At 43.8% G+C, this 25,142-nt stretch carries 18 protein-coding genes; 17 read left to right on the top strand and 1 reads right to left on the bottom strand.

Annotation, left to right across the window (positions count from 1 at the left end; all coding sequences use genetic code 11):
- Nucleotides 1-140: 140 nt before the first annotated feature.
- From glmM to HXT35_RS02425, 6 genes are all read left to right on the top strand, one after another.
- On the top strand, nucleotides 141-1,583 hold the full coding sequence (glmM, locus tag HXT35_RS02450) for a phosphoglucosamine mutase (protein ID WP_004127359.1): 1,443 nt from the start codon (nucleotides 141-143) through the stop codon (nucleotides 1,581-1,583).
- Between the two features lie 177 nt (nucleotides 1,584-1,760).
- Entirely contained in the window at nucleotides 1,761-2,414 is a 654-nt protein-coding gene (locus tag HXT35_RS02445) for a peptide deformylase (protein WP_004127356.1), read from the top strand.
- 182 nt (nucleotides 2,415-2,596) lie between these two features.
- Nucleotides 2,597-4,318 (top strand): hypothetical protein, encoded by a 1,722-nt coding sequence (locus HXT35_RS02440; protein WP_421788337.1) that lies wholly within the window; start codon nucleotides 2,597-2,599, stop codon nucleotides 4,316-4,318.
- Between the two features lie 164 nt (nucleotides 4,319-4,482).
- Complete coding sequence (locus HXT35_RS02435; RefSeq protein WP_004127700.1) at nucleotides 4,483-5,853, top strand: ABC transporter permease; 1,371 nt, start codon at nucleotides 4,483-4,485, stop codon at nucleotides 5,851-5,853.
- A 69-nt stretch (nucleotides 5,854-5,922) separates the two neighbouring features.
- Entirely contained in the window at nucleotides 5,923-7,257 is a 1,335-nt protein-coding gene (locus tag HXT35_RS02430) for an ABC transporter permease (protein ID WP_421788335.1), read from the top strand.
- Nucleotides 7,258-7,362: 105 nt separating this feature from the next.
- Nucleotides 7,363-8,004: an ABC transporter ATP-binding protein gene (locus HXT35_RS02425; RefSeq protein WP_004127694.1), complete on the top strand. Its 642-nt coding sequence runs from the start codon at nucleotides 7,363-7,365 to the stop codon at nucleotides 8,002-8,004.
- Nucleotides 8,005-8,088: 84 nt separating this feature from the next.
- Here HXT35_RS02425 and glnA read toward each other — a convergent pair whose 3' ends face one another.
- Entirely contained in the window at nucleotides 8,089-9,525 is a 1,437-nt protein-coding gene (glnA, locus tag HXT35_RS02420) for a type I glutamate--ammonia ligase (protein ID WP_004127691.1), read from the bottom strand.
- Between the two features lie 231 nt (nucleotides 9,526-9,756).
- On the opposite strand from glnA, the gene HXT35_RS02415 reads away from it, so the two are divergent.
- The 11 genes from HXT35_RS02415 to ettA all read left to right on the top strand — a co-directional run bounded on the left by HXT35_RS02415 (nucleotide 9,757) and on the right by ettA (nucleotide 24,829).
- A complete protein-coding gene (locus HXT35_RS02415) occupies nucleotides 9,757-11,313 on the top strand; it encodes an AI-2E family transporter (RefSeq protein WP_421777705.1) in 1,557 nt (518 codons plus the stop codon).
- Nucleotides 11,310-12,536 carry a glycosyltransferase family 2 protein gene (locus HXT35_RS02410; RefSeq protein ID WP_116794233.1) on the top strand — a complete coding sequence of 409 codons (1,227 nt, stop codon included), beginning with the start codon at nucleotides 11,310-11,312 and terminating at the stop codon, nucleotides 12,534-12,536. Before HXT35_RS02415 ends, HXT35_RS02410 begins: the two co-directional genes overlap by 4 nt.
- 163 nt (nucleotides 12,537-12,699) lie before the next feature.
- Entirely contained in the window at nucleotides 12,700-13,599 is a 900-nt protein-coding gene (locus HXT35_RS02405) for an ABC transporter ATP-binding protein (RefSeq protein WP_050543260.1), read from the top strand.
- Nucleotides 13,600-13,619: 20 nt separating this feature from the next.
- Nucleotides 13,620-15,272 carry a hypothetical protein gene (locus tag HXT35_RS02400; RefSeq protein WP_421777509.1) on the top strand — a complete coding sequence of 551 codons (1,653 nt, stop codon included), beginning with the start codon at nucleotides 13,620-13,622 and terminating at the stop codon, nucleotides 15,270-15,272.
- Nucleotides 15,273-15,346: 74 nt separating this feature from the next.
- Nucleotides 15,347-17,062 (top strand): D-alanyl-D-alanine carboxypeptidase/D-alanyl-D-alanine-endopeptidase, encoded by a 1,716-nt coding sequence (locus tag HXT35_RS02395; protein ID WP_421788333.1) that lies wholly within the window; start codon nucleotides 15,347-15,349, stop codon nucleotides 17,060-17,062.
- A 55-nt stretch (nucleotides 17,063-17,117) separates the two neighbouring features.
- Complete coding sequence (tilS, locus tag HXT35_RS02390; RefSeq protein ID WP_308583296.1) at nucleotides 17,118-18,236, top strand: tRNA lysidine(34) synthetase TilS; 1,119 nt, start codon at nucleotides 17,118-17,120, stop codon at nucleotides 18,234-18,236.
- The gene (hpt, locus tag HXT35_RS02385; protein ID WP_004136780.1) at nucleotides 18,211-18,765 is read left to right on the top strand and encodes a hypoxanthine phosphoribosyltransferase; all 555 of its coding nucleotides are present in this window, start codon (nucleotides 18,211-18,213) and stop codon (nucleotides 18,763-18,765) included. The genes tilS and hpt overlap by 26 nt, the downstream gene beginning before the upstream one ends.
- A 90-nt stretch (nucleotides 18,766-18,855) precedes the next feature.
- Nucleotides 18,856-20,997, top strand: a complete 2,142-nt coding sequence (gene ftsH, locus HXT35_RS02380; RefSeq protein WP_410313559.1) for an ATP-dependent zinc metalloprotease FtsH — start codon at nucleotides 18,856-18,858, stop codon at nucleotides 20,995-20,997.
- Between the two features lie 206 nt (nucleotides 20,998-21,203).
- Nucleotides 21,204-22,529 (top strand): dihydroneopterin aldolase, encoded by a 1,326-nt coding sequence (locus HXT35_RS02375; protein WP_421788331.1) that lies wholly within the window; start codon nucleotides 21,204-21,206, stop codon nucleotides 22,527-22,529.
- Nucleotides 22,529-23,035, top strand: coding sequence for a DUF3180 domain-containing protein (locus HXT35_RS02370; protein ID WP_004127658.1), 507 nt, complete (start codon nucleotides 22,529-22,531; stop codon nucleotides 23,033-23,035). The genes HXT35_RS02375 and HXT35_RS02370 overlap by 1 nt, the downstream gene beginning before the upstream one ends.
- Before the next feature lie 117 nt (nucleotides 23,036-23,152).
- Nucleotides 23,153-24,829 (top strand): energy-dependent translational throttle protein EttA, encoded by a 1,677-nt coding sequence (ettA, locus tag HXT35_RS02365; RefSeq protein ID WP_004127657.1) that lies wholly within the window; start codon nucleotides 23,153-23,155, stop codon nucleotides 24,827-24,829.
- The last annotated feature ends 313 nt before the right edge of the window (nucleotides 24,830-25,142 follow it).

Here is a 25,142-nt window from a genome sequence, read left to right as displayed (position 1 = left end):
CCAACTATGCGCGGTGAAATTTTTTTATAGCGCGTCATGTAATGCTACGAGTAAGATTGCAAGCAGTGTGTGACGCGCTAGTATGCAATGTTGTTTGCTTGCGCGCAGGATGAAGTGATTTTTGCGAAAGAGGCTTTATTATGCCAAGAATGTTTGGTACGGATGGCGTGCGTGGATTGGCAAATCGCGATTTAACAGCGCAACTTGCGTTGGATTTAGGTGACGCTGCAGTGCGCGTTTTGGGAGATAAAAGCGCTGCTTCATCTGCTGCATCTACCTCGTCTGCTGAGGAAGATGCATCCTTAGTTAACGGTTCTCACTCAACTCACGCTCGTCGTCGCGCTCTTATTGGTAGAGATACCCGCGTTTCCGGAGATTTTCTAGCTTCTGCTCTCGCTGCTGGCATGAGCGCTGGCGGTTTTGATGTTATTGATGCAGGAATTATCCCAACTCCTGGAGTTGCGTTCTTAACTTCCGTGCTAAACGTTGAAATGGGTGCGGTTATTTCCGCGTCGCATAATCCTATGCCAGATAATGGTATTAAATTCTTTGCGCGCGGCGGTTTTAAGCTTCCAGATAGCAAGGAAGATGAGATTGAGGCTGTTCTTGGTCAAGATTGGGAGCGCCCAATAGGTGCTGGTGTTGGTCGAGTCAGCCATGACACTACTACAGCTACTAACTTGTATATTGATCATTTAGTTTCTGCTGTTGCACCTCTGAGCGACTCTTCTACTACGCGCCCAAAGCCGCTTGCAGGTTTGCGTGTTGTGGCAGATTGTGCAAATGGTGCTACTTCTGTTGTAGCTCCTGAGGCTCTTCGTCGCGCTGGTGCAGAAGTTGTTGTTATTAATGCATCTCCTGACGGCTACAATATTAACGATCATGCAGGTTCGACTCATCCAGAGCAGTTACAGGCTATGGTTAAAGCTTCAAAGGCTGATTTGGGTGTTGCTTTCGATGGTGATGCCGACCGTTGTTTAGCTGTTGACGAGAACGGCAATATGGTTAATGGTGATCAGATTATGGGAATTCTTGCGCGCGCAAAGCAGGCTGAAGGTAAGCTGAATCACGATACGCTTGTTGTAACAGTAATGAGCAATCTTGGCTTAAAGCTTGCTCTTAAAGATATGGGTATTGCAACCGTTCAAACAAACGTCGGTGATCGCTACGTTTTGGAAGAAATGCTTAAGCATGATTATTCACTCGGCGGTGAGCAGTCTGGTCATGTTATTAATCGCGAATTTGCAACTACCGGCGATGGTACTCTTACTGCTTTGACTTTGTGCCGTGAAGTTGTGCGTTCAGGCAAGAAACTTTCGCAAATGGCTGCAGACTTCCCTCAGCTTCCGCAAGCTCTTGTAAACGTTCCAAATGTAGACAAAATGGCTTCCAAAACTAACGCTGCTGTTCTTGCAGCGGTGGAGAAAGAATCGAAACTTCTTGGAGATACAGGTCGCGTTCTTCTTCGTCCTAGTGGCACCGAGCCGCTTGTGCGCGTTATGTGCGAGGCTGCAACTCAGACTCAGGCAGATGAGGTTTGTGCTCGTCTTGCTCAAGTTGTGGTTGATAATCTGAAGTTATAAGTTTGCTTATTTTTTGCGTTTGCTATTTGCTCACATTCCACTCGGCTCTAGCAGTGCGCAAATAATTTTGATACACTTATATCTTTAGTGCTGCTTTCAAATTCTGCTCGCGGCATGTAAATTTTGTAGATTTTCGCGTTACTGTGCGCGTTACTTAAAACGGTGAAAAGGAGTCCTATGTTTACGCATCACGCAAGTGTCGATACTAAGCTCAGTCGCGCTGTTGAGCGCTTGCTTGATTCCGCTACAGAGGACGGTATTTTGCCGATTGTGCAAGCTGGTGAGCCGGTTCTTCGTCAGCGTACTGTTGCGTATGACGGCCAGCTTACACGTGCAACTCTTACTAAGCTTATCTCTCTTATGCACAGCACAATGTTGGAAGCTCCGGGTGTTGGTTTGGCTGCTCCGCAGATTGGTTTAGGTCTTGCGATTGCCGTTATTGAAGATCATGTTCGTGACGATGAAGACGATCCTCGAGACATTGCAGAGCTTCCGTTTAGAGCTATTATTAACCCGCATTATGAGCCTATTGGTACTCAAACTCGCAGTTTTTACGAAGGCTGCTTAAGTGTTTCCGGCTATCAGGCTGTTCGTCAGCGTTGGCTTGACGTTCAGGCAACTTGGCAGGATGAGGACGGCAAACAACATTCCGAGCGTTTGCACGGTTGGCCTGCGCGTATTTTCCAGCATGAAACTGATCATCTTCGCGGCGAACTTTATATTGATCGTGCGGAAATGCGTTCGCTTTCTACCGACGAGAACCTTGAAGATTATTGGGCAGATGAAGCAGTTCCAGTAGCTGCCGCTCGTACGCTCGGTTTTGCAATCTGAATATTTTTTATTCTTTTATTCTTTTGTAATAGTCGTAGCTAGAATATCGTTTTTTATATTTTAGAAAATTATTTGCGATATTAAGTTTGTTCATTGCAATAGTGTAATAGAATATTTGTATGCGTTTTTACTTTTTAAGGTATGCGCGCGTGATTGTTACGTTATTAAAGAAGGATTGAAGAGTGAAAGTATGTAATAAATGCGGTACTCAAAATATTGATGCTGCAAAATTCTGCAAAGGATGCGGTAATAAATTAGAGGCATCGCAAGGTGCGCCAGCTCAGCAAGGTGCAGGCATGCAGATGCCACAAGGTGCAGGCATGCAGATGCCACAAGGTGCACAGATGCCTCAAGGTATGCGTCCAACTAATCAGCCAATGCGCGCACCTATGAATATGCCAAATAATATGCCGATGCAAGCGAATATGAATGTGCCAATGCAGGCTCCTAATCAGCATCCTAATCAGGCTCCAATGGGAAATATGCAAGCGCAGGCTCAGGCTCAGTACACTACTCAGTTTCCGGTGCAGCGTCCGATGCATGCTTCGACTCAGCCTAATCCAATGAGTGTTGATCAAACACAGAAGTTTAATCAACCTAATAGTGAGTCTGCTTCTAACTTGCAAAATTTGGTTGAAGCTTCGGAAAATAAGCTTGATAAGCCGGTTGAGGAAGTTAAGTCAGTAGAAACTAAGCCTGTTGAAGATGTGAAGCCAGAAGTTTCTGCTAAGCCGGAAGATTCTGCTAAGCAAAGCGAGCCTGCTAAGGCGGATGTTAAGCCAACGAACGAACAACAAATTAATCAGCCTATGCATGGTCAGACTATGCATGGCCAGCCTATGCACGGTCAGCCTGCACCTGGAAATCCTATGCCAGGCAATCCTATGCAGGGTCGACCAGTCCAGATGCAAGGTCAGCCTATGCCAGGTCAGCCAATGCAGGGCCGTCCTGGTCAACCTATGCCTGGCCAGCCAATGCCTGGCCAACCAATGCCTGGCCAACCAATGCCTGGCCATCCTATGCCAGGCAATCCTATGCAGGGTCGACCAGTCCAGATGCAAGGTCAGCCTATGCCAGGTCAGCCTATGCAAGGACGCCCTGGTCAGCCTATGCAGGGCCGTCCTGGTCAGCCAATGCAAGGACGCCCGGGTCAAATGCCTGGCCATCCAGGTCCTATGCCTGGTCGTCCAATGATGGGTCAACCTATGCAACAACCTATGCCAGGGCATCCAATGCCGGGCCAATTTGGTTTCCCTGCAAATCAGCCGCATCAAGGACAAGAAATTAACTTCTTCGTTTGGGTTATGAATGTTTTGAAGAATCCTTCTCGCCAATACAATGTGTCTATAGTGTATGCCGGTTGTGTTTTTGCTGTAAGTGCATTGTTATCTGGCATTCAGTCCTATTTAACAGCACACTATGGTGTGACTGCATTAAGTTCTTTGATTAACTCAGGTGGTAATTTTGGAACTTCGTTTGCGCAATCAACAAGTTTTGCAAGCGGAATGCCTCCTATTTCCGTCTTCTTTGCGCAGCTTGTGTCTTCAATTCTTTTCACATACATAACTTTCGCTGTGGCGATTATGGGTGCAAAAATGTTTGGAGACGAAATTCCTATTCCTATTTTGCATATGCAGTTTGCACACAAGATGATTCCTATAGTTGCAATTCAGATTTGCGCAGTGCTTCTAAGCGTTGTTACATTAGCAGTTCCTTCTATTTTTGTGCAGAGCTTTGCTTCAATTTTGTTGCTTCTTCTGCCGTTCTCGTTTGTAAGCCATTCGAGATACACGCGCAAGATGGACCGCGGATGGATGTGGATTATCTTCGTATTTACTGTGGTCGTTATTTTCGTTATTTTGTACGTAATGACTGCAGGAATAGTAGGAAGTATGATGCCTTAATGTTTCTTTAGCTAAGTAAAAAGCCGACCTTGCGAAATCGTAGGGCCGGCTTTTTGCATATAGCAATTATAAGTGTGCATATGTTATACTGGCATACTGTATGTTTGCATACTGTATGTTTTCATACTATATACAATTATTTTTTCGATGAGGAAAGGTAGTCGATGACGTTTATCTCTCGTGCAATACGCTACATTCTGAGGAAACGAATAAAAACATTAATAGTTTTCATTGTTCTATTTCTTATATCAACATTATTATTTGCAATTTCTGCCGTCTCGAGTGCTGCTAATAAAGAGGGGCAAAAAGTTGAAGCTCAAGCGGAATCTAGTTTCGTACTTGCAAATAATCCGCAAATAAATCCTGGAACTCCTAGAGGAGCTGGAACTGTAAAACCTAAAGATGTACAAGCAATCGCAAAGTTGCATGGAGTTGCATCGTACGTAGTTCGCCAAAATGTAACAGCGGATTTAGTTAATGCTAAAGCTGCGAGAATTCCAGGCGTTCAGGATTATGATCAAAAGCGTGAGCAGCAGTTTGGCAATGCAGTTAACATTGAGGGCACTAATAATTCTACAGGTCTTAATGCGTTTAGAACAAAAGCAATAACTGTGTCTAAAGGTAAGCATTTACACGCTAGTAATATTCACGCATCTCTTATTCATGAAGATCTCGCTAAAGCTAATGGGTTGAATGTAGGAGATACTCTTACGCTTCGCGCTAACCCTTACGATGCCGACAATATTAACCAATCAACCGCAACTGTAAAAACTCATATTGTTGGAATTTATTCTGGAGCAAATAAGCGTCAAGTTGCAACTAGGGCGGAACTGACTGCCAATATGGTTTATACGGATTTGCAGACTACGCGCGAATTGTATAAATATAAGCCAGGAAAAGAAATATATCAGGATGCAAGTTTTAGAGTAAAGCGCGGTGAGAATGCGGATAATATTATTGCGCAGGCTGCTAAATTGCCTATTGATTTGCAAAATTATCAGCTAACTCGTGACGATCAGTTTGTTACTGGATTATTGAGAATAGCTAAAGGCGTTCATTCAATGATGACTATTACGACGATTGCTGTAATATCTTTCGCTATTATTGCGCTTGGATTGGTGCTTTTGCTGTGGATGAATGAGCGACGCCATGAGATTGGTGTATTTACGGCGATTGGCAATAGCAAGCTGGTTATAGCTGGCCAGTACGTTACTGAGATTTTGCTTATTGCAATACCTTCGCTAGTTGTTGGATACTTTTTTGCAAAAATCATAGCTCCTTGGATGGGTACTGCTGCGCTCGGATCCGTAAAATCTGCGGCTGTTAATGATTTGAGCACTATGGGCCAAGCTGGTGGAAATCTTGAATCAACGCTGGCAACTAGAACTTTGGACAAACTTATAGTGCAAGTAGACTTGCAATGCTTTGTTGGAGTTTCTGCAATAGTATGTGCGGTAGTTATTGTTTCTGTAGTTTTGTCCTATTTGCCGATGATGTGCAAATCTCCTCGAGAACTGCTTGGATTGCAGAAGTAAAACTATTGCGTATTTTTAGCAAGTTTTAGCAAGTTCTAGAAAGTTTATAAAAGTTTATTGGGAATAATTATGATTGTTGATGTAATTTCTTTATGCTCTAGAGCATGGCTTGCAATATTTCGCAAGCCTCGGCGCAACGCAATAATTGTGCTGATTATGACTCTTGTTTTAAGCGCACTAGTTTCACAAGCTGGTATTAGTGCTTCTGTTGAGAGCGCTAGGGATCGACTTCAATCCAGTATTGCTTTAGGCTTTACTGTACGAGCAAAAACTCGAGGTGAAACTCTTCCAGAGAAAAGTAATGCAAATTCTAATTCCGAGACCAATCTCGATGCTAAAGTATCTAATTCCCCAATTCCGCAAGATTTAGCCGCGAATGAAGGAATTGACTCTAGTCAAATTCGTAAATTTGCTGCGATTTCGGGCGTAAAAAATGTAGTGGAAGAGCGCGATGTTTTAGCTACGCCTGTTGGAAAGCAAATTCTGCTTCCTTTGCAGGGTCCAAGACTAGACGATGATGTTTTGGCTCATGCTGCTGGAATTACTGGTACAACAGATTCTCGATTATCTCAAGGTTTTCAAGAAGGATTGTACCGTTTAGTGCAGGGTGAGCATATTACTAATCGTTCTGCTGGTAGCGCAATAGTGCATCGTGATTTTGCTAAAAAGAATAATCTTAAGATTGGCTCTACTATAACTTTTAAGCAAGGTGTTAATGTAACAGTTCGCGTTGTTGGCATTTTTGCCGGCAAATTGCAAACTAAGGGAGCGCTTCCTTCGGATACGTCAGAAAATCGCATATTTACTGACTTAAGTTCGGCGTTATCTTTGGCTGGCTCTGCTAAGCGAAGTGTTTTGCGCTGTGCTGTTGAGCGTTCTGATTCGTTAGCTAGCGCAATACGCGATGCTAAAAGTATTTCTGGCGAGTGGGCGGATGTAGAGCAGAATGCTTCGCAATTGTCTGGTGTAATAACTTCAGTTAATTCTGTGCAACAACTTGTGCGAATGATTTTTGTTGCGCTAAGTTTTGTTGGCGTTTTAGTGCTTGGACTTGTACTAGTGTTCTGGGTTAGAGCGCGTATGCACGAGATTGGCGTACTTATGTCTATTGGATTGTCGAAAGCAGTAATAGTTAGCCAATTGCTTATTGAAATAGTGATACTCAACATTGTGTCATTCGTCATTTCGCTGGGATTAGGTGCTGCTTTTTCTGGCGTTATTGGTTCTGCGATTTTGCATAGTGTAAATTCGTCATTTATTGCGGATGGTGTTCCAGTATTGCCATTGACTCAAACATTTACCGCCTTTGTTATTGGTTTGTTTATTTCAATAGTTGCGCTAATTATTTCTGTACTGCCTATATTCATAAAGAAGCCTCGGCAAATACTAAGTGCTATGAGTTAGCAGAAATGTAGTTGCGTATGCGAATTTTCTACTAAAAGCGCAATCGCATAAATGAAACAAATCGTATAAATCATATTTAAATTATGTAAAAATAAGGAGCTTATTATGTCAGATTTATTGCAATTAAAAAATGTGAAGTACACTTACGGACCTGCAAATATTGCTGTATTAAATGACGTTAATGCGGAGTTTGAAACTGGCAAAATGTACAGCATTATGGGAGCTTCCGGAGCTGGAAAGTCTACGATGCTTTCGCTTTTAGCTGGATTAGATACTCCGTATAGTGGAGAAGTGCTTTTTAACGGTGAAAATATTGCAAAAACAGGATATTGTGATCATCGCAAAAAGCATATCTCGCTTGTTTTCCAGAATTTTAATCTTATTGACTATTTGACACCATTAGAAAATTTGCGATTAGTAAATTCGCGTGCGGACGCTCAAGTGCTAATAGATCTTGGGTTGACTGAGGAAGAAATAAATCGCAATATTACGCAGCTTTCCGGCGGACAGCAGCAGCGTGTTGCAATTGGGCGAGCATTGGTATCTTCTGCGCCGGTAATTTTGGCTGATGAGCCTACGGGAAGTCTTGATCCTGCCACGACTAAAGAAGTTATTTCAATATTAAAGAATCTTGCTATCAAGCATGGCAAATGTGTGATTGTTGTTACGCACGATTCGAAAGTTGCGTCTCAAGCTGATGTGAAATACGTGCTAGAAAATAAGAAGCTGACGCGACAATCTGCTTGAGCACAAAAAGCCGACCCCGCGAAATCGTAGGGCCGGCTTTTCGTTAGCTTAGATTAACTTAGCTTATCTTAACTTAACTGCAAATCAGATGTGGAAGTAAAGCTCATACTCCAAAGGCGTTGGAGCTAAGCGAGCCATATCCATTTCACCATGCTTCAAATCAAGCCAAGTATCAATCAAATCGCTTGTGAAAACATCTCCTTGCATAAGGAAGTCGTGATCTTCTTCCAAAGCCTGCAAAGCCTCACCAAGCGAAGAAGGAACCTGCTTAATTCCGTCATGTTCTTCTGGAGGAAGCTCATACAAATCCTTATCAACAGGGGCAGGAGGCTCAATGTGGTTCATAATGCCATCCAAGCCTGCCATCAGCTGAGCGGAGAATGCCAAGAATGGGTTGCAAGAAGGATCCGGAGCGCGGAACTCAATACGCTTAGCAGCAGGAGCATCTCCAGCAAGAGGAATACGAATAGCTGCAGAACGGTTACGAGCAGAGTAAACCAAGTTGACTGGAGCTTCGTAGCCTGGAACAAGGCGATGGTAAGAGTTAAGCGAAGGATTAGTAAAAGCAAGCACAGAAGAAGCGTGCTTAATCAAGCCGCCAATGTACCAGCGTGCAATATCAGAAAGCTGAGCGTAGCCGGTTTCTGCGTAGAACAATGGCTTGCCGTCCTTCCAAAGCGACTGATGGCAGTGCATACCAGTGCCATTATCTCCAGCAATTGGCTTAGGCATAAAGGTTGCAGCCTTACCAGCCAAAGCAGCAGTTTCGTGAACAACGTACTTGTACTTCATCAAATCGTCGCCAGCGTGAACAAGCGTATTGTAACGGTAGTTGATTTCCTGCTGACCTGCGCCGCCAACTTCGTGGTGAGAGCGCTCAAGAATCAAACCGACCTTTTGCAAGTTATAAACCATGTCATCGCGCAAATCCTGATTGTGATCTACTGGTGGCACAGGGAAGTAGCCGTGCTTTACGCGATTCTTAAAACCAATGTTGTTGCTGCCATCGTCTTCGGTATCAATTCCCGAATTCCAAGGAGCTTCGTTGGAGTCCACCTCGTAGAAGGAACGCTGCATGTCGTTTGCAAAACGAACCTTGTCGAAAATAAAGAACTCTGCTTCCGGTGCAAAGCTTGCGGTATCTGCAATTCCGGTAGCCTTCAAATAAGCTTCAGCTTTAATAGCAACCTGACGAGGATCCCTAGAATAAGGCTCGTCTGTTACAGGATCGACAATCGAAAAAGCAACGTTCAAAGTCTTATGCTTGCGGAATGGATCAATGTAGGCAGTATCAACATCCGGAATAAGCTTCATATCGGATTCGTTAATAGCTTGGAAGCCCTGCATTGAGGAGCCGTCGAAAGCCATTCCGTCAGTAAATGCGCTGTGCAAGAACTCGTCGGCTGGAACTGTAAAATGCTGCTGCACGCCAATCAAATCAGTAAATCTCACAGAAACATACTCGATGCCTTCCTTTTCAATAAGGGCTGCTGCATCTTCTTTCGTTTGCAAAGTGGTCATGGAAACACATTCCTTTCTTAAAACTCATTAACGAGTTTAGAACTTTAGATTTATTTTTGGATTTCAGCGACTCGACTATCTCGTTACGTTTGTGTTACATGCTGTTGTTTTTATGTACGCGCCGTTACATGCCGTAAATACTGTTCATCAGTTCGCACAAGTACAATAGTGCGTATGACGTATCAAGAGCCGCAGTCGCAATCGCAATCTCAGTCGCCGCGTGAGCATGAAATGCATAATCCAAGTGAGCATGGCGGGAATAAGTTAGATTTAGCTTCGCTTTTCCCTGCAAAAGGTGACGATAGGCGTCCGCCAGACTGGCTGGGCCGCGCGCTTATTTACGTTGCAATTGTTGCTTTTGTGTCTATTTTCTTATGGTTTGCATGGGGAAGCATTTCCTTCATTGTTTTCGACGTTATTATTTCGATTTTTATAGCGCTCGCAATGGAGCCTCTTGTAATCAAATTAGTTAGGCATGGTTGGCGTCGTGGTGTTGCTTCCGGTTTTACGCTAACAGGTCTTCTTGCTATTATTGGCTTACTTTTGGGCTTGTTTGGTAATTTGTTTGCTCAGCAGGCTGTTTCTATGGCTTTGGGTTTGCCAGATTTATACAATCAGTTTGCTGGATTTGTGCTTCATTCCACTGGTTTTAGAATGCCGAATATTGAGCAGCTTGGTATGGAAATTTTGAAGCATGTGCAGACTTCTTGGGTTGTTGATTTTGCTGGTCAAGCTTTGAATACCACTTGGGGTGTGCTTACCTTCTTGCTTGATTTGCTCACAATTCTTATGGTGACTTATTACATTTCTGCAGCCGGCCCTAAAATGCGCAGAAGCATGTGCCGCTGGATGAATCCTCAGTCTCAGCGCAGATTCCTATTTATTTGGTCGGTTGTGCAGGAGCAGATTTCCAGCTTCCTGTTTTCGCGAATTATTTTAGCCGCAATCAACGCAGCTGGAATCGCAATTTTCCTCGTAATAATGGGCGTTCCTTACTGGTTGCCTTTGTCTTTGTTCTGCGGAATTGTTTCGCAATTTGTACCAACTGTTGGTACTTATCTTGGTGGAGCGTTGCCGATTCTTTTTGCTTGGGGTTCTAAAGGTTTTGGTGCAGCTCTTGCAACGTTAATTTTTATTACGATTTATCAGCAGATTGAAAATATGGTGATTTCTCCTAAGATTTCCGAAAAAACTATGGATTTGAATCCTGCTGTTGCGTTTCTTTCTGTTCTTATATTGGGCGCTGTTTTTGGTGCTCTTGGAGCGTTCTTGGCTTTGCCGGTTACTGCAAGTTTGCAGGCGATTTTTAAGGTTTGCACGAAGCAGTATCATTTGGTTTCTTCGCCTCTTATGGACGATCCAAAGCCTGAGCATAAGTCGATTATGGTAAAGTGCTTTGAATCTATTAGACGCAACTTCATGAAGCCTGTAAGCGATAGTGTTCAGCGTGTTATGAAGGGCACAAGTTCGCGCGTTTCTATGAATGAAGATATTTTGTACTGGTACAAGCAAGCGTATGTTGCTGATTCGGAAGATGTGAATGACGATAACGCAACTTCTTCTGATTCGGATCAGCTTGATGCGTTAGAAACGATGCCGATTTCGCGCGAAATATTAGATCAAGTAAATAAAGATGTTGCTTTGAATAGTAGGAAGCGCGTGAATCACAAGAAACTAACTGGTAGCCAGCAGCGAGCTAGTGGTAAGCAGCGTGCTAGTAGCGAAAAAAATACTAAAAACGTAAAAAATAACGTAAAAAATAATCCACGGAGCGGTTGGAAGCAATGATTTTTCTATCAATATTTGACGTATTAGTAATAATTATCGGCATAAGCAGCGTTGTATACCAGGGTGTGTGTGCTGTGGCGTCGCTATTTGCTAAGCCTATTGTTTTTCCAGACGCTCCAATGGATAAGCATTACGCAGTTCTTATTTCTGCCCGAAATGAGGAAGCTGTAATAGGAAATCTTATTCACTGTATTCAAACGCAAACCTACCCGCATAATCTAATTGATATTTGGCTTGTGGCCGACAATTGCACAGACGAAACCGCTAAAGTTGGGCGAGATGCCGGCTGCAATGTAATCGAGCGCTTCGATAAAGAGCATATTGGCAAGGGTTTTGCGCTCAGCTATTTGCTTGACCACATTATGAAAATTGGTGCGGATAAGGTTTATGACGCGTATTTTGTTTTTGACGCGGATAATAAGCTAGATCCTCACTATTTTGAGGAGATGAATAAGGGATTCCACGCTGGCTACCAGATTTTAACCAGCTACCGAAATTCCGTAAATCTTTCCGACAATTGGGTTTCTTCCGGATCTGCGCTTTGGTTTATTCGAGAGTCGCGCTTTACTAACAATTCGCGCATGCTTTTTGGGTCAAGCTGTCACGCAGGTGGCACAGGCTTCATGTTCTCGCGTGAAATTATGCACAGAAATCGCGGATGGAAATTCCATCTTCTTACCGAAGATCTTGAGTTTACAATGGATTCAATTCTTCACGGAGACAAGGTTGGCTACTGCGGTTCTGCTGTGCTTTACGACGAGCAGCCAGTGTCGTTTAGGCAAAGTTGGAGACAGCGCCTTCGCTGGAGTAAAGGCTTTTTGCAAGTCTTCCGCTACTATGGAGCAGCTCTTATTCGCCACGGTATTCGAGAACGCGATTTTTCGTCCGTTGATTTTACTCTTATGCTTTGCCCGTTTATGGTGTTGGCGATTGTGCGATTAATTTTGGGATTCGTGTTTGCTGCCTTCGGCTTTGTAACGTGGACGAGTCAAATAGAGTCTTCGCTAAACCTTATAACCACTACTGTTACAAGCGTTTTTGGAATGATGGTGTTCGTGTCTCTTACGATTTTAGTTGAGCACGATAAGCTTGGGGCCACGAATAAGGAGCTGTTTGCGTACGCTCTTAGCTTCCCGATTTTTATGCTTTCGTACGTGCCTATTGCGTTCCAGGCTATTTTCTCCAAGAGCGAGTGGAAGCCGATTCAGCACACCGGTCACTGAGCGAAAGAATCAAATTCTCTAGTGTGGCGCGAGTTTCTTGCTTGCTGTGGCGCGATTGCGCAAAAATTGCGAGTGTGAGATAATAGAAGCCCTGGTGTAAACGTGCGATTGCGCAATTAATGTGGCGCAATGCGTGCGTTTATCTGTATCTTGCGAGGTTTCTATGGTAGATTCTGTTCCTTATGCAAATCCTGCTGGCAGTGCTTCAGAAAGTGCTTCTGCTGGTAGCATTCCAGTTTTTGGCGCAAACACTTACGCCGCTGACAGCGAAGAAGTTCAAGCAGTTTCTATTCGCGGATTTGTTAAGACTTTTGGCAAAAAAGTTGCTGTAGATAATCTTTCGTTGAGCATTCCAGCAGGATCCTTCTACGGATTAGTAGGCCCTAATGGTGCTGGCAAAACCACTACGATTAAGATGCTTACGGGCTTGCTTATGCCAGATGCTGGCTCGGCTTCGATTTTTGGCAACGATGTTTGGAGTGACGTAAATAGCGCTAAGCGCGCAATCGGTTTAATGCCTCAAGCAGATGAGATTTTTAAGACGATTACCGGTCTTCAGCTTTTAACTTACGCTGGCATGCTTCGCGAGATGAGTCGCGCGGAATCCGTAAAGCGTGCAAACGACTTGCTTTCTGCTTTCGACTTAACAGAAGCCGCAAACACTATGGTTTCGGACTATTCAACTGGTATGACTAAGAAGATTTGCCTTGCAACAGCTATGATCCACAGCCCTCGCGTGCTTGTGCTCGATGAGCCTTTTGAGGCAGTGGACCCTGTTTCTAGCGCAAATTTGAAGGATATTCTCGCCGAATATGTTTCTACTGGCGGAACGGTGATTATTTCTTCGCACGTTATGGAATTAGTCGAAAAAATGTGCTCGCACGTGGCAATTATTAACGAAGGTCATGTTGCAGCTGCTGGAACTCTTGAAGAGGTGGCTCAAGGCAAGAATCTTGAAGATCGCTTTATGGAGCTTGTTGGCGGACGCCACGCTGCTGCGCGCATTGACTGGCTTAACGGCGGCAATAGCGCAACACCAATCGCAAGTAATTACAACGCGTGAGCGAAAGGCGGTAAGTAATCATGTCTATGATTTTTACAATGGTTCGCCTTCGCTGGGCGCTTACTTTTTCTGTTATGCGAAAGTCGATTTGGCAAAAAATCGGCTTTGGCATAGCAATTGTTTTTGGACTTGCGCTTATATGCGCTCTTGGTTTTGCAGGTTGGGAAGCAGGAAAGTATCTTGATCCAGGCATGCTTCCAGATACTAAAAATTGGCAGGAATTCCAAGCTCTTCCAATAATGGTTGCGTCTATTGTGTCAATTTTTACGCTTTTTATAAACCTGTTTATGTTTGGAAGTGACACAACACTAAAGTCGCGTAGTTTTGCGCTTTACGGTATTCCTTACGTAAAGCAGCAAGCTGGTATGCTTCTTGGCTCTCTTTTTGGAGCGCTTTCTATAAGCAGCACAATCGCGCTTGTTTTGTGGTCTTTAGCGTACCGAAGCTTTGGAATTGTGCCAGTTTTAGTAAGCGTAATCGCGGCTCCGCTTTACGTTGCAACAATCGTGTCTTTAAGCAAAATGCTTATTGAACTTTTAGACACTATTTTAATAAACAAGCATTCAAGAAACATTTTTTACTTTGCTATTTTTATAGCGTACATGATTTTTGTTGCATCAATGAACGGGCATGGTAGTTCACCAAATAAAATTTTGATCAGCTCAAGTTTGTGCTCTGTATCTGCTTTTACGCCATTAAGTGCAGCTATGGCTTTGCCGCTCGATGCTATTAATGGAAATTGGCTTGCCCTTGCTACTCGCTTCCTTATTTGCGTTGTAACAATTGCTGCTTGCTTTGCAATCTCTGTATTTTGTGCAAAATTAGAACCTAAGCTACTGCGCAGTGAACAAAAAACAGTTGTTAAAACTAAAGGAATTGGCTTATTTGCAGCAGTTCCAGACAACACAGTCGGTGCGATTATTGCGCGAATTATTAGCGTTATGAGAAGAGATATGCGCCAACTATTTTTGCTTCTTATGCCTCTTTTTATGCTGATAGTTCCAACTGCAAGTGTTGCTGGTGGCATAGGCTTTGAGAGTTTGGCAGATGGTTTAGGCGTATCTGGCTGGCTTATGTATGCTGCTTTGATGATTGGCATGGTTGTTGGAAACAATATTGCATACGATGGCACAGCTTTTACTATGCACGCGATTATTGGCGTAAAAGGCGTGAACGATCGATTAGCGCATTCAATAGTTTGGTCCGTGATTTGTGTTGTGTATTTTGTTCTTCTTGGAGTAGGATTTTACGTTTTCCTCTTCTTTGTAGCAAATATTCAACAAAGTGTAAATGCGTTTATGTTCCAGATTCTTTCACCAATCGGAGTAGCTTTTGCTTCCATAGGTATTGGCTCAGTTTCTTCGTGCATTGCAATGTACCCTGTGGCATCAATTGAAAAGCCATTTTCTAGGCCGCAAGGTTCTGCAGGCGCTAGATCCTTTGCGCCAATAGGTTTTACGCTTCTTGCTGCAGTATGCATGATTCCATCTATTGCTGCAGCTATGGCGTTTTTGGCTATTAACCCGAATCTTTTGTGGATTGCAAGCATTATGTTCATAGTGAACGGCGCAATTGTGCTGGTTGTTGGCGTAATTCTTGGTGGCAAAGTAATGGATAAGCGCATAATTCGCATTGTAGAAAACTTGCGCAGATTCGCCTCGATTACTGCGTAATTTACGCACGCTTTGTTGCAAGCGCAATGTATAGTTAAGCGCGGTATTTGCAATCGATTTAAAGGTGTGCTCGCATGGAAAGTAGTAAAGGCTCAAACGATGCCTTAAATACTCTTAATGCGAGTGCACCAAAATCGAGCGATTCTTTAGAACAAATCGATTCTAAAAAACCAAGCAAATATGCTGCTATGGTTTTAAGAAGCCAGTATCCATCTCGTTGGCGTTTTCTTATTGCAAGTTTGTCTGCAATACTTAGCCTTGTGATTATGGTTACTTATGTTTCGCTTGACGTATGCGATATTTTGCCAGGTCCGTTAACTTTGCGCTTGCAACACAAATCAACTGTTGTGTCTTCTCCGCGCGCTTTGCTTAGTGTTCCTTCTTTAGCAAAAGGTGCAACTTACGGAAAGCCTATTAATCGCGAGCAATCTCAGAAGCTTATTGACGCTTTAATTGCTGATCCTTCAATAAGTGATAATACTTCTGTAGTAATCATGGATGCTAATGGAAGTGTGATTGCTTCTCACGAAGCGAATACTCCTCGAGAACCTGCGTCAACTCTTAAAACCCTAACTGCAGCCGTTGCTTCAAGAACTTTGGATATGGGTTCAACTCTTGATACTCAAGTATTTTTGCTGCCTAAATCAGCTAAAGATTCTGAGCAATCTTCCGGCTCAAAATCAGGCTCAAACTTACGTAAAATTGTGCTTCGCGGCAATGGTGATATGCTTCTTGGGGTTGGTGAAAACGACTGGTCTCACGTAAACGGTAGGGCTGGTTTAACAACTTTAGCTAAAAGAACTGCAGCCGCCTTAAAGCTCGATAATATTCACGAAGTTTCTCTTTCGCTTGATGATTCGCTTTTTGGTGCAAAGCGCGCTCCTGCTCTTGTTTATGAAACGGATACTGAACGCCGTTTTTATGCCGAAACTTCGTCTATGGCTATTGATGATGCTCGACAGCGTGATCTTCAAATTCTTGGTATTGATGCCGATGCAATAACAGATTTTCCGCTTTCGGATCCTCATCCTGCTTTAAGCGTAGGCCAAGTTTTTGCAAGGTTGCTTATTAAGCAAGGAATTGAAGTACGAAATTATTCCGAGAAAACAGATAAAAAAGCGGAAAATTCTACTGAAAACTCCTCGAATAATAGCAAAAATTCCGAAGATGAAAATAAGTCGGAAGATTCTCAAAATCCCGAAATTGAAGTAAGCGAAACGCGCCCGCTAATATCCGAAAATTCGCGTCTTCTTGCGCAAGTTTCTTCAGCGCCTCTTAATGAAGTTATGTCTTATATGCTTCGACTTTCAGATAACACGTTGGCGGAAGAATTTGGCCGTTTAACTGCTATTGCGTCTCATAAAAGCAATTCTCCGGAAGGTGCAGTTCAGGCTGTAGAAGAGGGCTTGCATAAGCTTAAAATCAGCACGCGCGGATTGCATATGTCTGATTGCTCGGGATTATCTCCAAAATCTCATGTTCTTGTTACAGCTTTGGCAAAAGTTCAGGTGCTAAATATTAAGGCAGATTCTGGGGGAGCTGCTTCTTCTGAAGGATTGTCATTGCCGGGCTTAGTTGGCACTTCTCGAAAGCGTTTGGCGGATGAGTCCGCTGCAGGACTTTTGCGCGTAAAAACCGGTTCCTTAAGCGAAGTAAGTTCCATGTCTGGAAACGTATCTCGAAAAAGCGGTGGCGTTTTAACTTTCGCTGTTGTTGCAAATCAACCCTACGATTTTTGGGGAGCCTTTGTGGCGATTAACAAGTTCATGGCTCAGCTTCCAAACCTCTAATATTTAATATTTTGCTTGGTTATTTTCTGCTACTAATCGCGCTAAACTAGACGATATGGTTTACTCGTCTTGTATGCGCGCAGGAATCGGCGCAATAAATCGTTGCTTCGACAAGCTTTCGCTTCAAAGCCAGGATTCGTGTTTTAATGAGCACGGCACGCATGAGACTGCACTCGATGCTCCTCTAGTTCTTGTAGCTTGCTCCGGAGGCAGGGATTCTCTTGCTCTTACAGCGCTTAGTTCTATTGTTTGCGCGTCTCGAGGGCTTCGTTGCGGCGTAGTAATTGTTGACCACCATATTCAGCCTAATTCAACCCAAGTTGCTCTCGAGGCTGCTAAACGCTGTATTCAGGCTGGAATAAAAGAAAAATACGTTTTTATTAAGTCTGTTCAAGTAAAAGATTCTGGCGAAGGTGAAGAATCTGCAGCAAGGTTTGCGCGCTACGAAGCTATTATTGAAGTCGCAAAAATTCAGAAAGCAGCCGTAGTTCTACTAGCTCACACTGCTAACGATCAAGCAGAAACAGTGCTTATTGGATTAAAAGATTCTGCAGGATTAGAAGCAGTCGCTGGTATGAAAGCTGTAACTTTGCGCCAAAACGTGCGTTTTGCGCGTCCGCTTATTGAGCTTACTCGCAATCAAACTACTGGAATTTGTGAAGATTTGGGAATTTCTTGGTGGGATGATCCTACTAATGGAGACACGTCTGCACAAAATCTTGAACTTTGCGAAAATTACCCTTTGCGCTCTAGGATTAGACACACTCTTATGCCTTATATTTCTCGCTTTTTACAAGCAGATATGGTGACTATACTTTCCCGAGGCGCCGATTTTGCTCAAGATGATCTTGACTACATAAATTCTAAAGTCGACGAAGCTTATGAAACTATTTTGCAAGCTAACGAAAAATCTCAAGAAATAGTTTTGGATGCAAAAAAATTATCGCAGTATCATCCTTCAATTCGCCGTCGTGTTATAGCAAGAGCTTTAACAGCGCTTTTACTGCGTTTTTCGTCAAGTCACATAAAAGCAATCGACGAACTTAGCGTAAATTGGCACGGACAAAAGCCTATTTCGTTACCTAATCATTATGAAGCGTTGCGGCACGCTCGTAACATCGTCATTCGTTTATGCCAAGATAGTGAACATGCAAGTTGCAGATATACGAGATGACATTGACTATGAATTGATCAGCCACGAAGACCTTATGAAGCGTATTCGTGAGGTTGCAAAGCAAGTGAGCGAAGATTACAAAAATCGTAATATTTTGCTCGTAGCAGTGCTTAAAGGCGCTGTTAATACGCTTGCTGTTTTTTCTCAAGAGCTGAGCGTTAATGCGCCAATGGACTTTATGAGTTTGTCAAGCTACGGCAGTGGTACTCAAACTAGCGGGCAGATTAAGGTTCGTGAAGATTTAAGTACGGATGTTCGTGGCAAAGATATTCTTATTGTTGAAGATATTGTTGATTCCGGTCGAACTCTTGATTGGTTGGTAAACGAGTTGAAGGGTCGCGGAGCTAACAGCGTTAAAGTTTTTGCGCTGCTAAGCAAACCAGCTCGCCGCGAAGTTGACGTTAAAATCGACTACACGGGATTTGAAATTCCGGATGCTTTCGTCGTCGGCTTTGGCATGGACTATGACGAACGTTACCGCAATCTCAATAGTATTGCAGTATTAAAGCCATCTGTTTATGGCAATTAAGCTTTGTGTATAGAGCTTACTTTATTCTTTATTCAAAATTCTTACCTGAATTTTTATAGAAATTAGGGAGTTTGAAAGGAGCCTTATTACATGGGCGCTTCTCCTATGACACCGCAAGGCCCAATGGGTGGTCCTGGGCGCGGAAATAACGGAAATAATCCGTTCTTAACCCCGCTAAATCCTAGGAATTCTCGAAATAACGGCCAGCGTAACAACAATAAAGGCAATAATGACGGCAATGACGGCAATGATGGCAACAATAAGTCTCGTCGCCCAATCTGGCAGTCTCCATGGACGTGGATTGTTCTGCTAGTACTTCTTGCTGTGGTCGGCTTCCAAATGTTTGCAAAAACAGGTTCGCAAACTATTGATACCCAAGACGGTATTGAATTATTGCGCTCGCATAAAGCAAACTATGCCGAAATTATTGATAACAAGCAGCTTGTGAAGCTTACTCTCGACAAAAAGTTTAGTAAGTATAATAAGCGAGATAAGCAGAAGCATGATTACGGCAAGGATGTGCAATTCTACTACACTATTGCTCAAGGTAAGTCGATTATTCAGGAAGTTGAAAAAGCTAAGCCGTCTAATGGTTGGACTGCAAACTTGCAATCTTCCGGAATTTTCTCCTATCTTGTAACTTCGCTTGTGCCTATTCTTTTCTTCCTTGGCATGATTTGGTTCATGTTTAGTCGCATTGGTGGCGCCGGCGGCGGAATGCTTGGAATGGGCGGCGGTCGCGGTCGCGGAAAGCTTGTTGAAGGTCAAACTCCTAAGACTAAGTTTGCAGATGTTGCTGGCGAGCAGGCTGCTGTTGAAGAGGTTGAGGAGATTAAGGACTTCTTAAAGGATCCTTCGCGCTACAAGGCTTTGGGTGCGCGTATTCCTCGAGGCGTTCTTCTTTACGGCCCTCCAGGAACTGGTAAAACATTGCTTGCGCGCGCTATTGCAGGCGAAGCTGGAGTGCCGTTCTACGCAATGGCAGGTTCTGACTTCGTGGAAATGTTCGTAGGCTTGGGTGCGTCTCGTGTTCGTGAACTTTTTGACGAAGCTAAGAAGAACGCTCCTGCAATCATCTTTATTGATGAGATTGATGCTGTTGGTCGTCGTCGCGGAAGCGGCATGACTGGCGGCCACGATGAGCGTGAGCAGACACTTAATCAGCTGCTTGTGGAAATGGATGGCTTTGACAACGACACTAATTTGATTATTATTGCCGCAACTAACCGTCCGGATGTGCTCGATTCTGCACTTCTTCGCCCTGGCCGCTTTGACCGTCAGGTTGCTGTTGAAGCTCCTGATTTGGAAGGCCGCGAAGCAATTTTGAAGGTTCACGCAAAGGGTAAGCCTTTCGTTCCAGACGTTGATCTTCATATGGTTGCTGTGCGCACTCCTGGTTTTACAGGTGCAGATTTAGCTAACGTTCTTAACGAGGCTGCTTTGCTTTGTGCTCGCTCTGGCGCGCAATACATTGATAATCGCGCTATTGATGAGGCAATTGACCGCGTTCAGGCTGGCCCTCGAAGGAAGTCTAAGGGCATGGCTTTGGACGAGTTGCGTAATACCGCTTACCATGAGGGTGGTCACGCTTTGGTTGCTGCGGCTTTGCATAATACGGATCCTGTTACAAAGGTGACTATTTTGCCACGAGGCCACGCGCTTGGCTACACGGCTGTTATGCCAACTACGGATCGTTATTCCCAGTCGCGAAACGAGCTTCTTGATCAAATGGCTTATGCTATGGGCGGTCGTACGGCTGAGGAAGTTGTGTTCCACGATCCAACAACCGGAGCTTCTAACGATATTGAAAAAGCTACGGCTATTGCTCGCAAGATGGTTGTGGAGTTTGGTTTCTCTGCAAAGCTTGGAGCAGTTAAGTGGATGGACGCGGACGATGACGCTTCCGGATCCCTTGACTCTTTGCAGCCACGCAAGTTCTCGAACCGCACGGCTGAAGTTATTGATGAGGAAGTTCATAAGCTTATTGAAACTGCTCATACTGAAGCGTGGGAGATTATTAACAATAATCGCGACGTTTTAGACGAGCTGGTTCGTCAGCTTCTTGAAAAAGAAACGCTTAACGAGAAGGAGCTTAAGGAAATCTTTAGTAAGATTCGCAAGGCTCCGGAGCGTACTCTTTGGCTTTCTAACGATCAGCGTCCGGATTCAGATATTCCGCCTGTGGAAATTCCGGAAAGTTTAAGACGAAATGTAGAAGGAAAATCTGAGTAAAATTAGGTATTTTCTTTTTGCATCTAGTAGAATGTAACAAAACGCTGGTTTGCGCAAACAAAGTTGAAAACAAAGTCGAAAACAAAAGCGCAAATCAAAAGTAAAACCAAAAAGTAAAAATCGAATATTAAAACTGAGAAAGCAGCACAACAGCAAGCGTAAATATTGCTATTGTGCGCTTTCTCGTATAGGCGGGGAGAAAAGCAGTGGAAGAAAATAGTTATAGCCTTATACGGCTTAACGGCGTGAGGCCTAATGTTAACGACATTGTTATTGGCTTGTATACGAACATTCGCATTGATGCTGTTCTAAAAGTTGATTTGAGCAGGGCGTTGGCTGGTAACGATACTCATGCAATTGATATTCCTCAATTGACAGATCGTCTTGCTTTTTCGTTAAGGCAGTGCGAGCACGATGATGAAATTGAAGATCATCCGTCGATCGCCTTGGAGCTTATGACTAATAAGGTTGCGGATTCTGTTATGCGCACATGGCAGGTTGTTGAAGCAGATGTTACTGTTCGCGCTTCTGTTCGCAGCAACTACTACGGTTTGCAAAGCGAAGTTGACGACGTTTCTGTTACTGTGCATCGTGTTGCTAAAAGAAAGTACGACATGTCTAACAGAGCAGTTCCCGAAAGTATTGCGCATGTTGCTGTTAGAAGCGGAAAAGTTGATATTGATGATTTAGAAGATAGTCCGAATGCAGACTACTTCCGTACGCTTATAGAACAGAACGAAGAAGAAAATAAGCGTATTGAAGATGCAGAAGCTGCTGCAGCGGCTCAAGCAGCTATAGATATTGCGAATGCTGCAGCTGAAGATTATATGGGTAATTCTGCAGAAGATGACGCTGCAAGTAAGTCTTGCAACGCTGAAGGCGAGGCTGTAAACGCTGACAACTCTTGTGAAAATACTTGTGACAATACTGGCGAAAATCTTTGCGAAAACCAATTAAATAATCCAGGAAACGAAATGGCTGCGATTGAAGAAAGACACCGATTTTTCGACGTAGACCCGCTTCAAATGCGCACAACTTTGGTAATCTCAATGAGGGGTGTCGCCAATCATGCTACGCGTTCTGCTATGCTGAAAATAGTTGCACTTCTTGAGCAAGATGGAGAAACTCGCGTAGACGGCATATCCGCATTATATGTTGCGAATGCGCTTGATGCTGACTACTACACCTGCGTTTTCCTTCTTTCCTCAACTAGAGACGAGTATGAAATGTTGCGCTTAGTTCGTATTGTTTCTTGTTCAGATAAAGACAAAATAACTCTTCGCGTTCTAGGCTCTCGTTCATACGGAGCACCTGCTACGGAAACTGAATCAATAAATCCGGAAGGGCTGCCGCAAGAAATTGCGCAAATGGTAACAGTGGATCCTAAATCACCTGAACTTATGCCATGGATGCAAATTGAGTCGGACGCTGCTTTGGATCACAACCCGCTTTCGTATTCTTTAGCTCTTGCTTTAGATACTCAAACTGTTGGTATATACTCAGATCAATGGCTTTTAGGGGATGATTATTAATGAAAGCGTATCGCACACCTTGGTGGTATCTGGTATTAGGTCTGCTGTTTGGCTTTGTACTAGGCGCATTTCTTGTGTCGTCAACAGAGTCTAGTGCTATGTCTCTTGCCGGAGCTCCGTGGGTTGTTATATCAATTATGGTAGTTGCCGGTGTTGCAACATTTGTTATGGCTTTGCAAACTCACTTAAGTGTTAGTGAAAAAGCTAAGAAAAACAATAAGCATACAAGCCCGCAGTTTGCTGTTGCCGCTTTGATGTTGTCGAAGTCATTGGGAATGGCTGGATCTATTTTGGCTGGCTGGTATATAGGCCAGTTGCTAATGAGTTTGCCGAACAGCGAAATGGTATTTTATAATTCTGTTGTTGTGCGCGAGTGTTCTATTGCAGGATTCGTTTGCTTTGTAGATATGCTTGTTGGCATTTTGGGCGAATTTCTTTGTCAGTTGCCGCCGGAAGATGGTGCAGAATCTACAAAAAAGTCTGACCGTACTCCGGCAACATGCTAGTTTTACGTAAAGCTATTTAGTTTTACGTGATGCTATTTAGTTTCGCTCAATAACTTATTGCTTTGCATAAAGCAGTAAACGCTGGAATTTCAACGTTTATAAGGATGGTATATTACTTTGGCTGAATTTATCTATCAGATGATTAAAGCGCGTAAGTCTTATGGAGATCGCGTAATTCTCGACGACGTTACTTTAAGCTTCCTTCCGGGCGCAAAAATTGGTGTTGTTGGCCCGAACGGCATGGGTAAGTCTACGCTGCTGAAAATTATGGCCGGATTGGAAAATGTTACAAACGGTGAAGCTTCTTTGACTCCGGGCTACACGGTAGGTATTTTGCAGCAGGAGCCGCCGCTGGATGAAACTAAAACAGTTGGCGAAAATATTAAGATGGCGTTTGGTGAGATTGCGCAAAAAGTAGCGCGCTTTAACCAAATCGGCGAAGAAATGGCCAATCCTGACGCTGATTTTGATGCGTTAATGGAAGAAATGGGCAAGTTGCAGACTGAAATTGATGCTGCAAACGGCTGGGATTTGGATTCGCAACTTGAGCAGGCAATGGATGCTTTGCAATGCCCAGACCCGGATTCTCCTGTTTCTGTGTGCTCTGGTGGTGAGCGCAGGCGAGTGGCATTGTGCAAGCTTCTGCTTGAAGCTCCAGACTTGCTGCTTTTGGACGAGCCTACGAACCACTTGGATGCGGAGTCAATTCTTTGGCTGGAACAGTTCTTACACAAGTATGAAGGCGCTGTTATTGCTGTTACTCACGACCGTTACTTTATGGACAACGTTGCAGAGTGGATTTGCGAAGTTGACCGCGGCCAGCTTTACCCATACAAGGGCAACTATTCCACGTATTTGGAAACCAAGGCCAAGCGTATGGAAATTCAGGGCGCTAAGGATGCCAAGCTTGCTAAGCGTTTGAAGAACGAACTTGACTGGGTGCGTAGTTCGCCGAAGGCTCGCCAAGCAAAGAACAAGGCTCGTTTGGAACGCTACGATCAAATGGAGCAGGAAGCACGCAATTCCAAGAAGCTTGATTTTTCCGAAATCCAGATTCCAGCAGGTCCACGCTTGGGTTCGCAAGTTTTGGAAGCGAAGCATATTCACAAGGCTTTTGGCGACCGTGTGCTAATCGACGACTTGTCGTTTACTTTGCCGCGTAACGGTATTGTTGGCGTGATTGGTCCGAACGGTGTTGGTAAGTCTACGCTGTTTAAGACGATTGTTGGCTTGGAGCCGCTTTCCGGCGGCGAGCTTATTGTTGGCGACACTGTGAAGATCTCTTACGTTGACCAGAATCGTGCAGGATTGGATCCTAATAAGAACTTGTGGGAAGCTGTTTCCGGCGGACTTGATTTTATTGAAGTTGCAGGCGTTGAAATTCCTACTCGCGCATACGTTGCAAGCTTTGGTTTTAAGGGTTCGGATCAGCAGAAGCTTACGGGAGTGCTTTCCGGCGGCGAGCGTAACCGTTTGAACTTAGCTTTGACCCTTAAGCAGGGTGGAAACTTGCTTCTTCTCGATGAGCCTACGAACGATTTGGACGTTGAAACTTTGGAAAGTTTGGAAAATGCTCTGATTGAGTTCCCAGGCTGCGCTGTTGTGGTTTCGCACGATCGCTGGTTCCTTGACCGAGTTGCTACGCATATTCTTGCGTGGGAAGGCGACGACGAGAATCCTGCAAAATGGTACTGGTTCGAAGGTAACTTCCAGGCTTACGAAGAGAATAAGATTGCTCGCCTTGGCGAGGAAGCTGCTCGCCCGCATCGTTTGCACAGAAAGCTTACGCGCTGATTTGCTGATTTTGCTTATTCGTCGGGTTATGTACTCGTCGGATTGCTTACTTTCTGATTTGCTGATTTGCGTGTAAAGTGACGAAAATCACAAGATTGTAATACTTGAAATTTATAAAATTTTGAGTATTATACTCACTGTACTATTTTCAACCGCAGTATTAAGACGTTTGGCTTATAGTCAAAGTTATAACCAATGTTATAGCTGTTATAAACAAGGCATAACCAAAGCATTTATACTGCGGTTGAAGACTATTATTATAAACGCTAATTTTTCTACTGCTGCCGAAATACGCATTAAGCAGCGGTAGTCG

This window comes from Gardnerella sp. DNF01141, assembly GCF_049244255.1.
GTDB lineage: Bacteria > Actinomycetota > Actinomycetes > Actinomycetales > Bifidobacteriaceae > Bifidobacterium > Bifidobacterium vaginale_E.
This window is presented reverse-complemented; position numbering and strand designations above follow the sequence as displayed.

Coding starts and splice junctions, on each gene's coding strand:
- HXT35_RS02430 (WP_421788335.1), top strand. CDS start 5,923: ATGATTGTTGATGTAATTTCTTTATGCTCTAGAGCATGGCTTGCAATA.
- HXT35_RS02425 (WP_004127694.1), top strand. CDS start 7,363: ATGTCAGATTTATTGCAATTAAAAAATGTGAAGTACACTTACGGACCT.
- ftsH (WP_410313559.1), top strand. CDS start 18,856: ATGGGCGCTTCTCCTATGACACCGCAAGGCCCAATGGGTGGTCCTGGG.
- HXT35_RS02370 (WP_004127658.1), top strand. CDS start 22,529: ATGAAAGCGTATCGCACACCTTGGTGGTATCTGGTATTAGGTCTGCTG.
- HXT35_RS02410 (WP_116794233.1), top strand. CDS start 11,310: ATGATTTTTCTATCAATATTTGACGTATTAGTAATAATTATCGGCATA.
- glmM (WP_004127359.1), top strand. CDS start 141: ATGCCAAGAATGTTTGGTACGGATGGCGTGCGTGGATTGGCAAATCGC.
- HXT35_RS02395 (WP_421788333.1), top strand. CDS start 15,347: ATGGAAAGTAGTAAAGGCTCAAACGATGCCTTAAATACTCTTAATGCG.
- hpt (WP_004136780.1), top strand. CDS start 18,211: ATGCAAGTTGCAGATATACGAGATGACATTGACTATGAATTGATCAGC.
- glnA (WP_004127691.1), bottom strand. CDS start 9,525: ATGACCACTTTGCAAACGAAAGAAGATGCAGCAGCCCTTATTGAAAAG.
- HXT35_RS02415 (WP_421777705.1), top strand. CDS start 9,757: ATGCATAATCCAAGTGAGCATGGCGGGAATAAGTTAGATTTAGCTTCG.
- HXT35_RS02405 (WP_050543260.1), top strand. CDS start 12,700: ATGGTAGATTCTGTTCCTTATGCAAATCCTGCTGGCAGTGCTTCAGAA.
- HXT35_RS02435 (WP_004127700.1), top strand. CDS start 4,483: ATGACGTTTATCTCTCGTGCAATACGCTACATTCTGAGGAAACGAATA.
- tilS (WP_308583296.1), top strand. CDS start 17,118: ATGGTTTACTCGTCTTGTATGCGCGCAGGAATCGGCGCAATAAATCGT.
- HXT35_RS02445 (WP_004127356.1), top strand. CDS start 1,761: ATGTTTACGCATCACGCAAGTGTCGATACTAAGCTCAGTCGCGCTGTT.
- HXT35_RS02400 (WP_421777509.1), top strand. CDS start 13,620: ATGTCTATGATTTTTACAATGGTTCGCCTTCGCTGGGCGCTTACTTTT.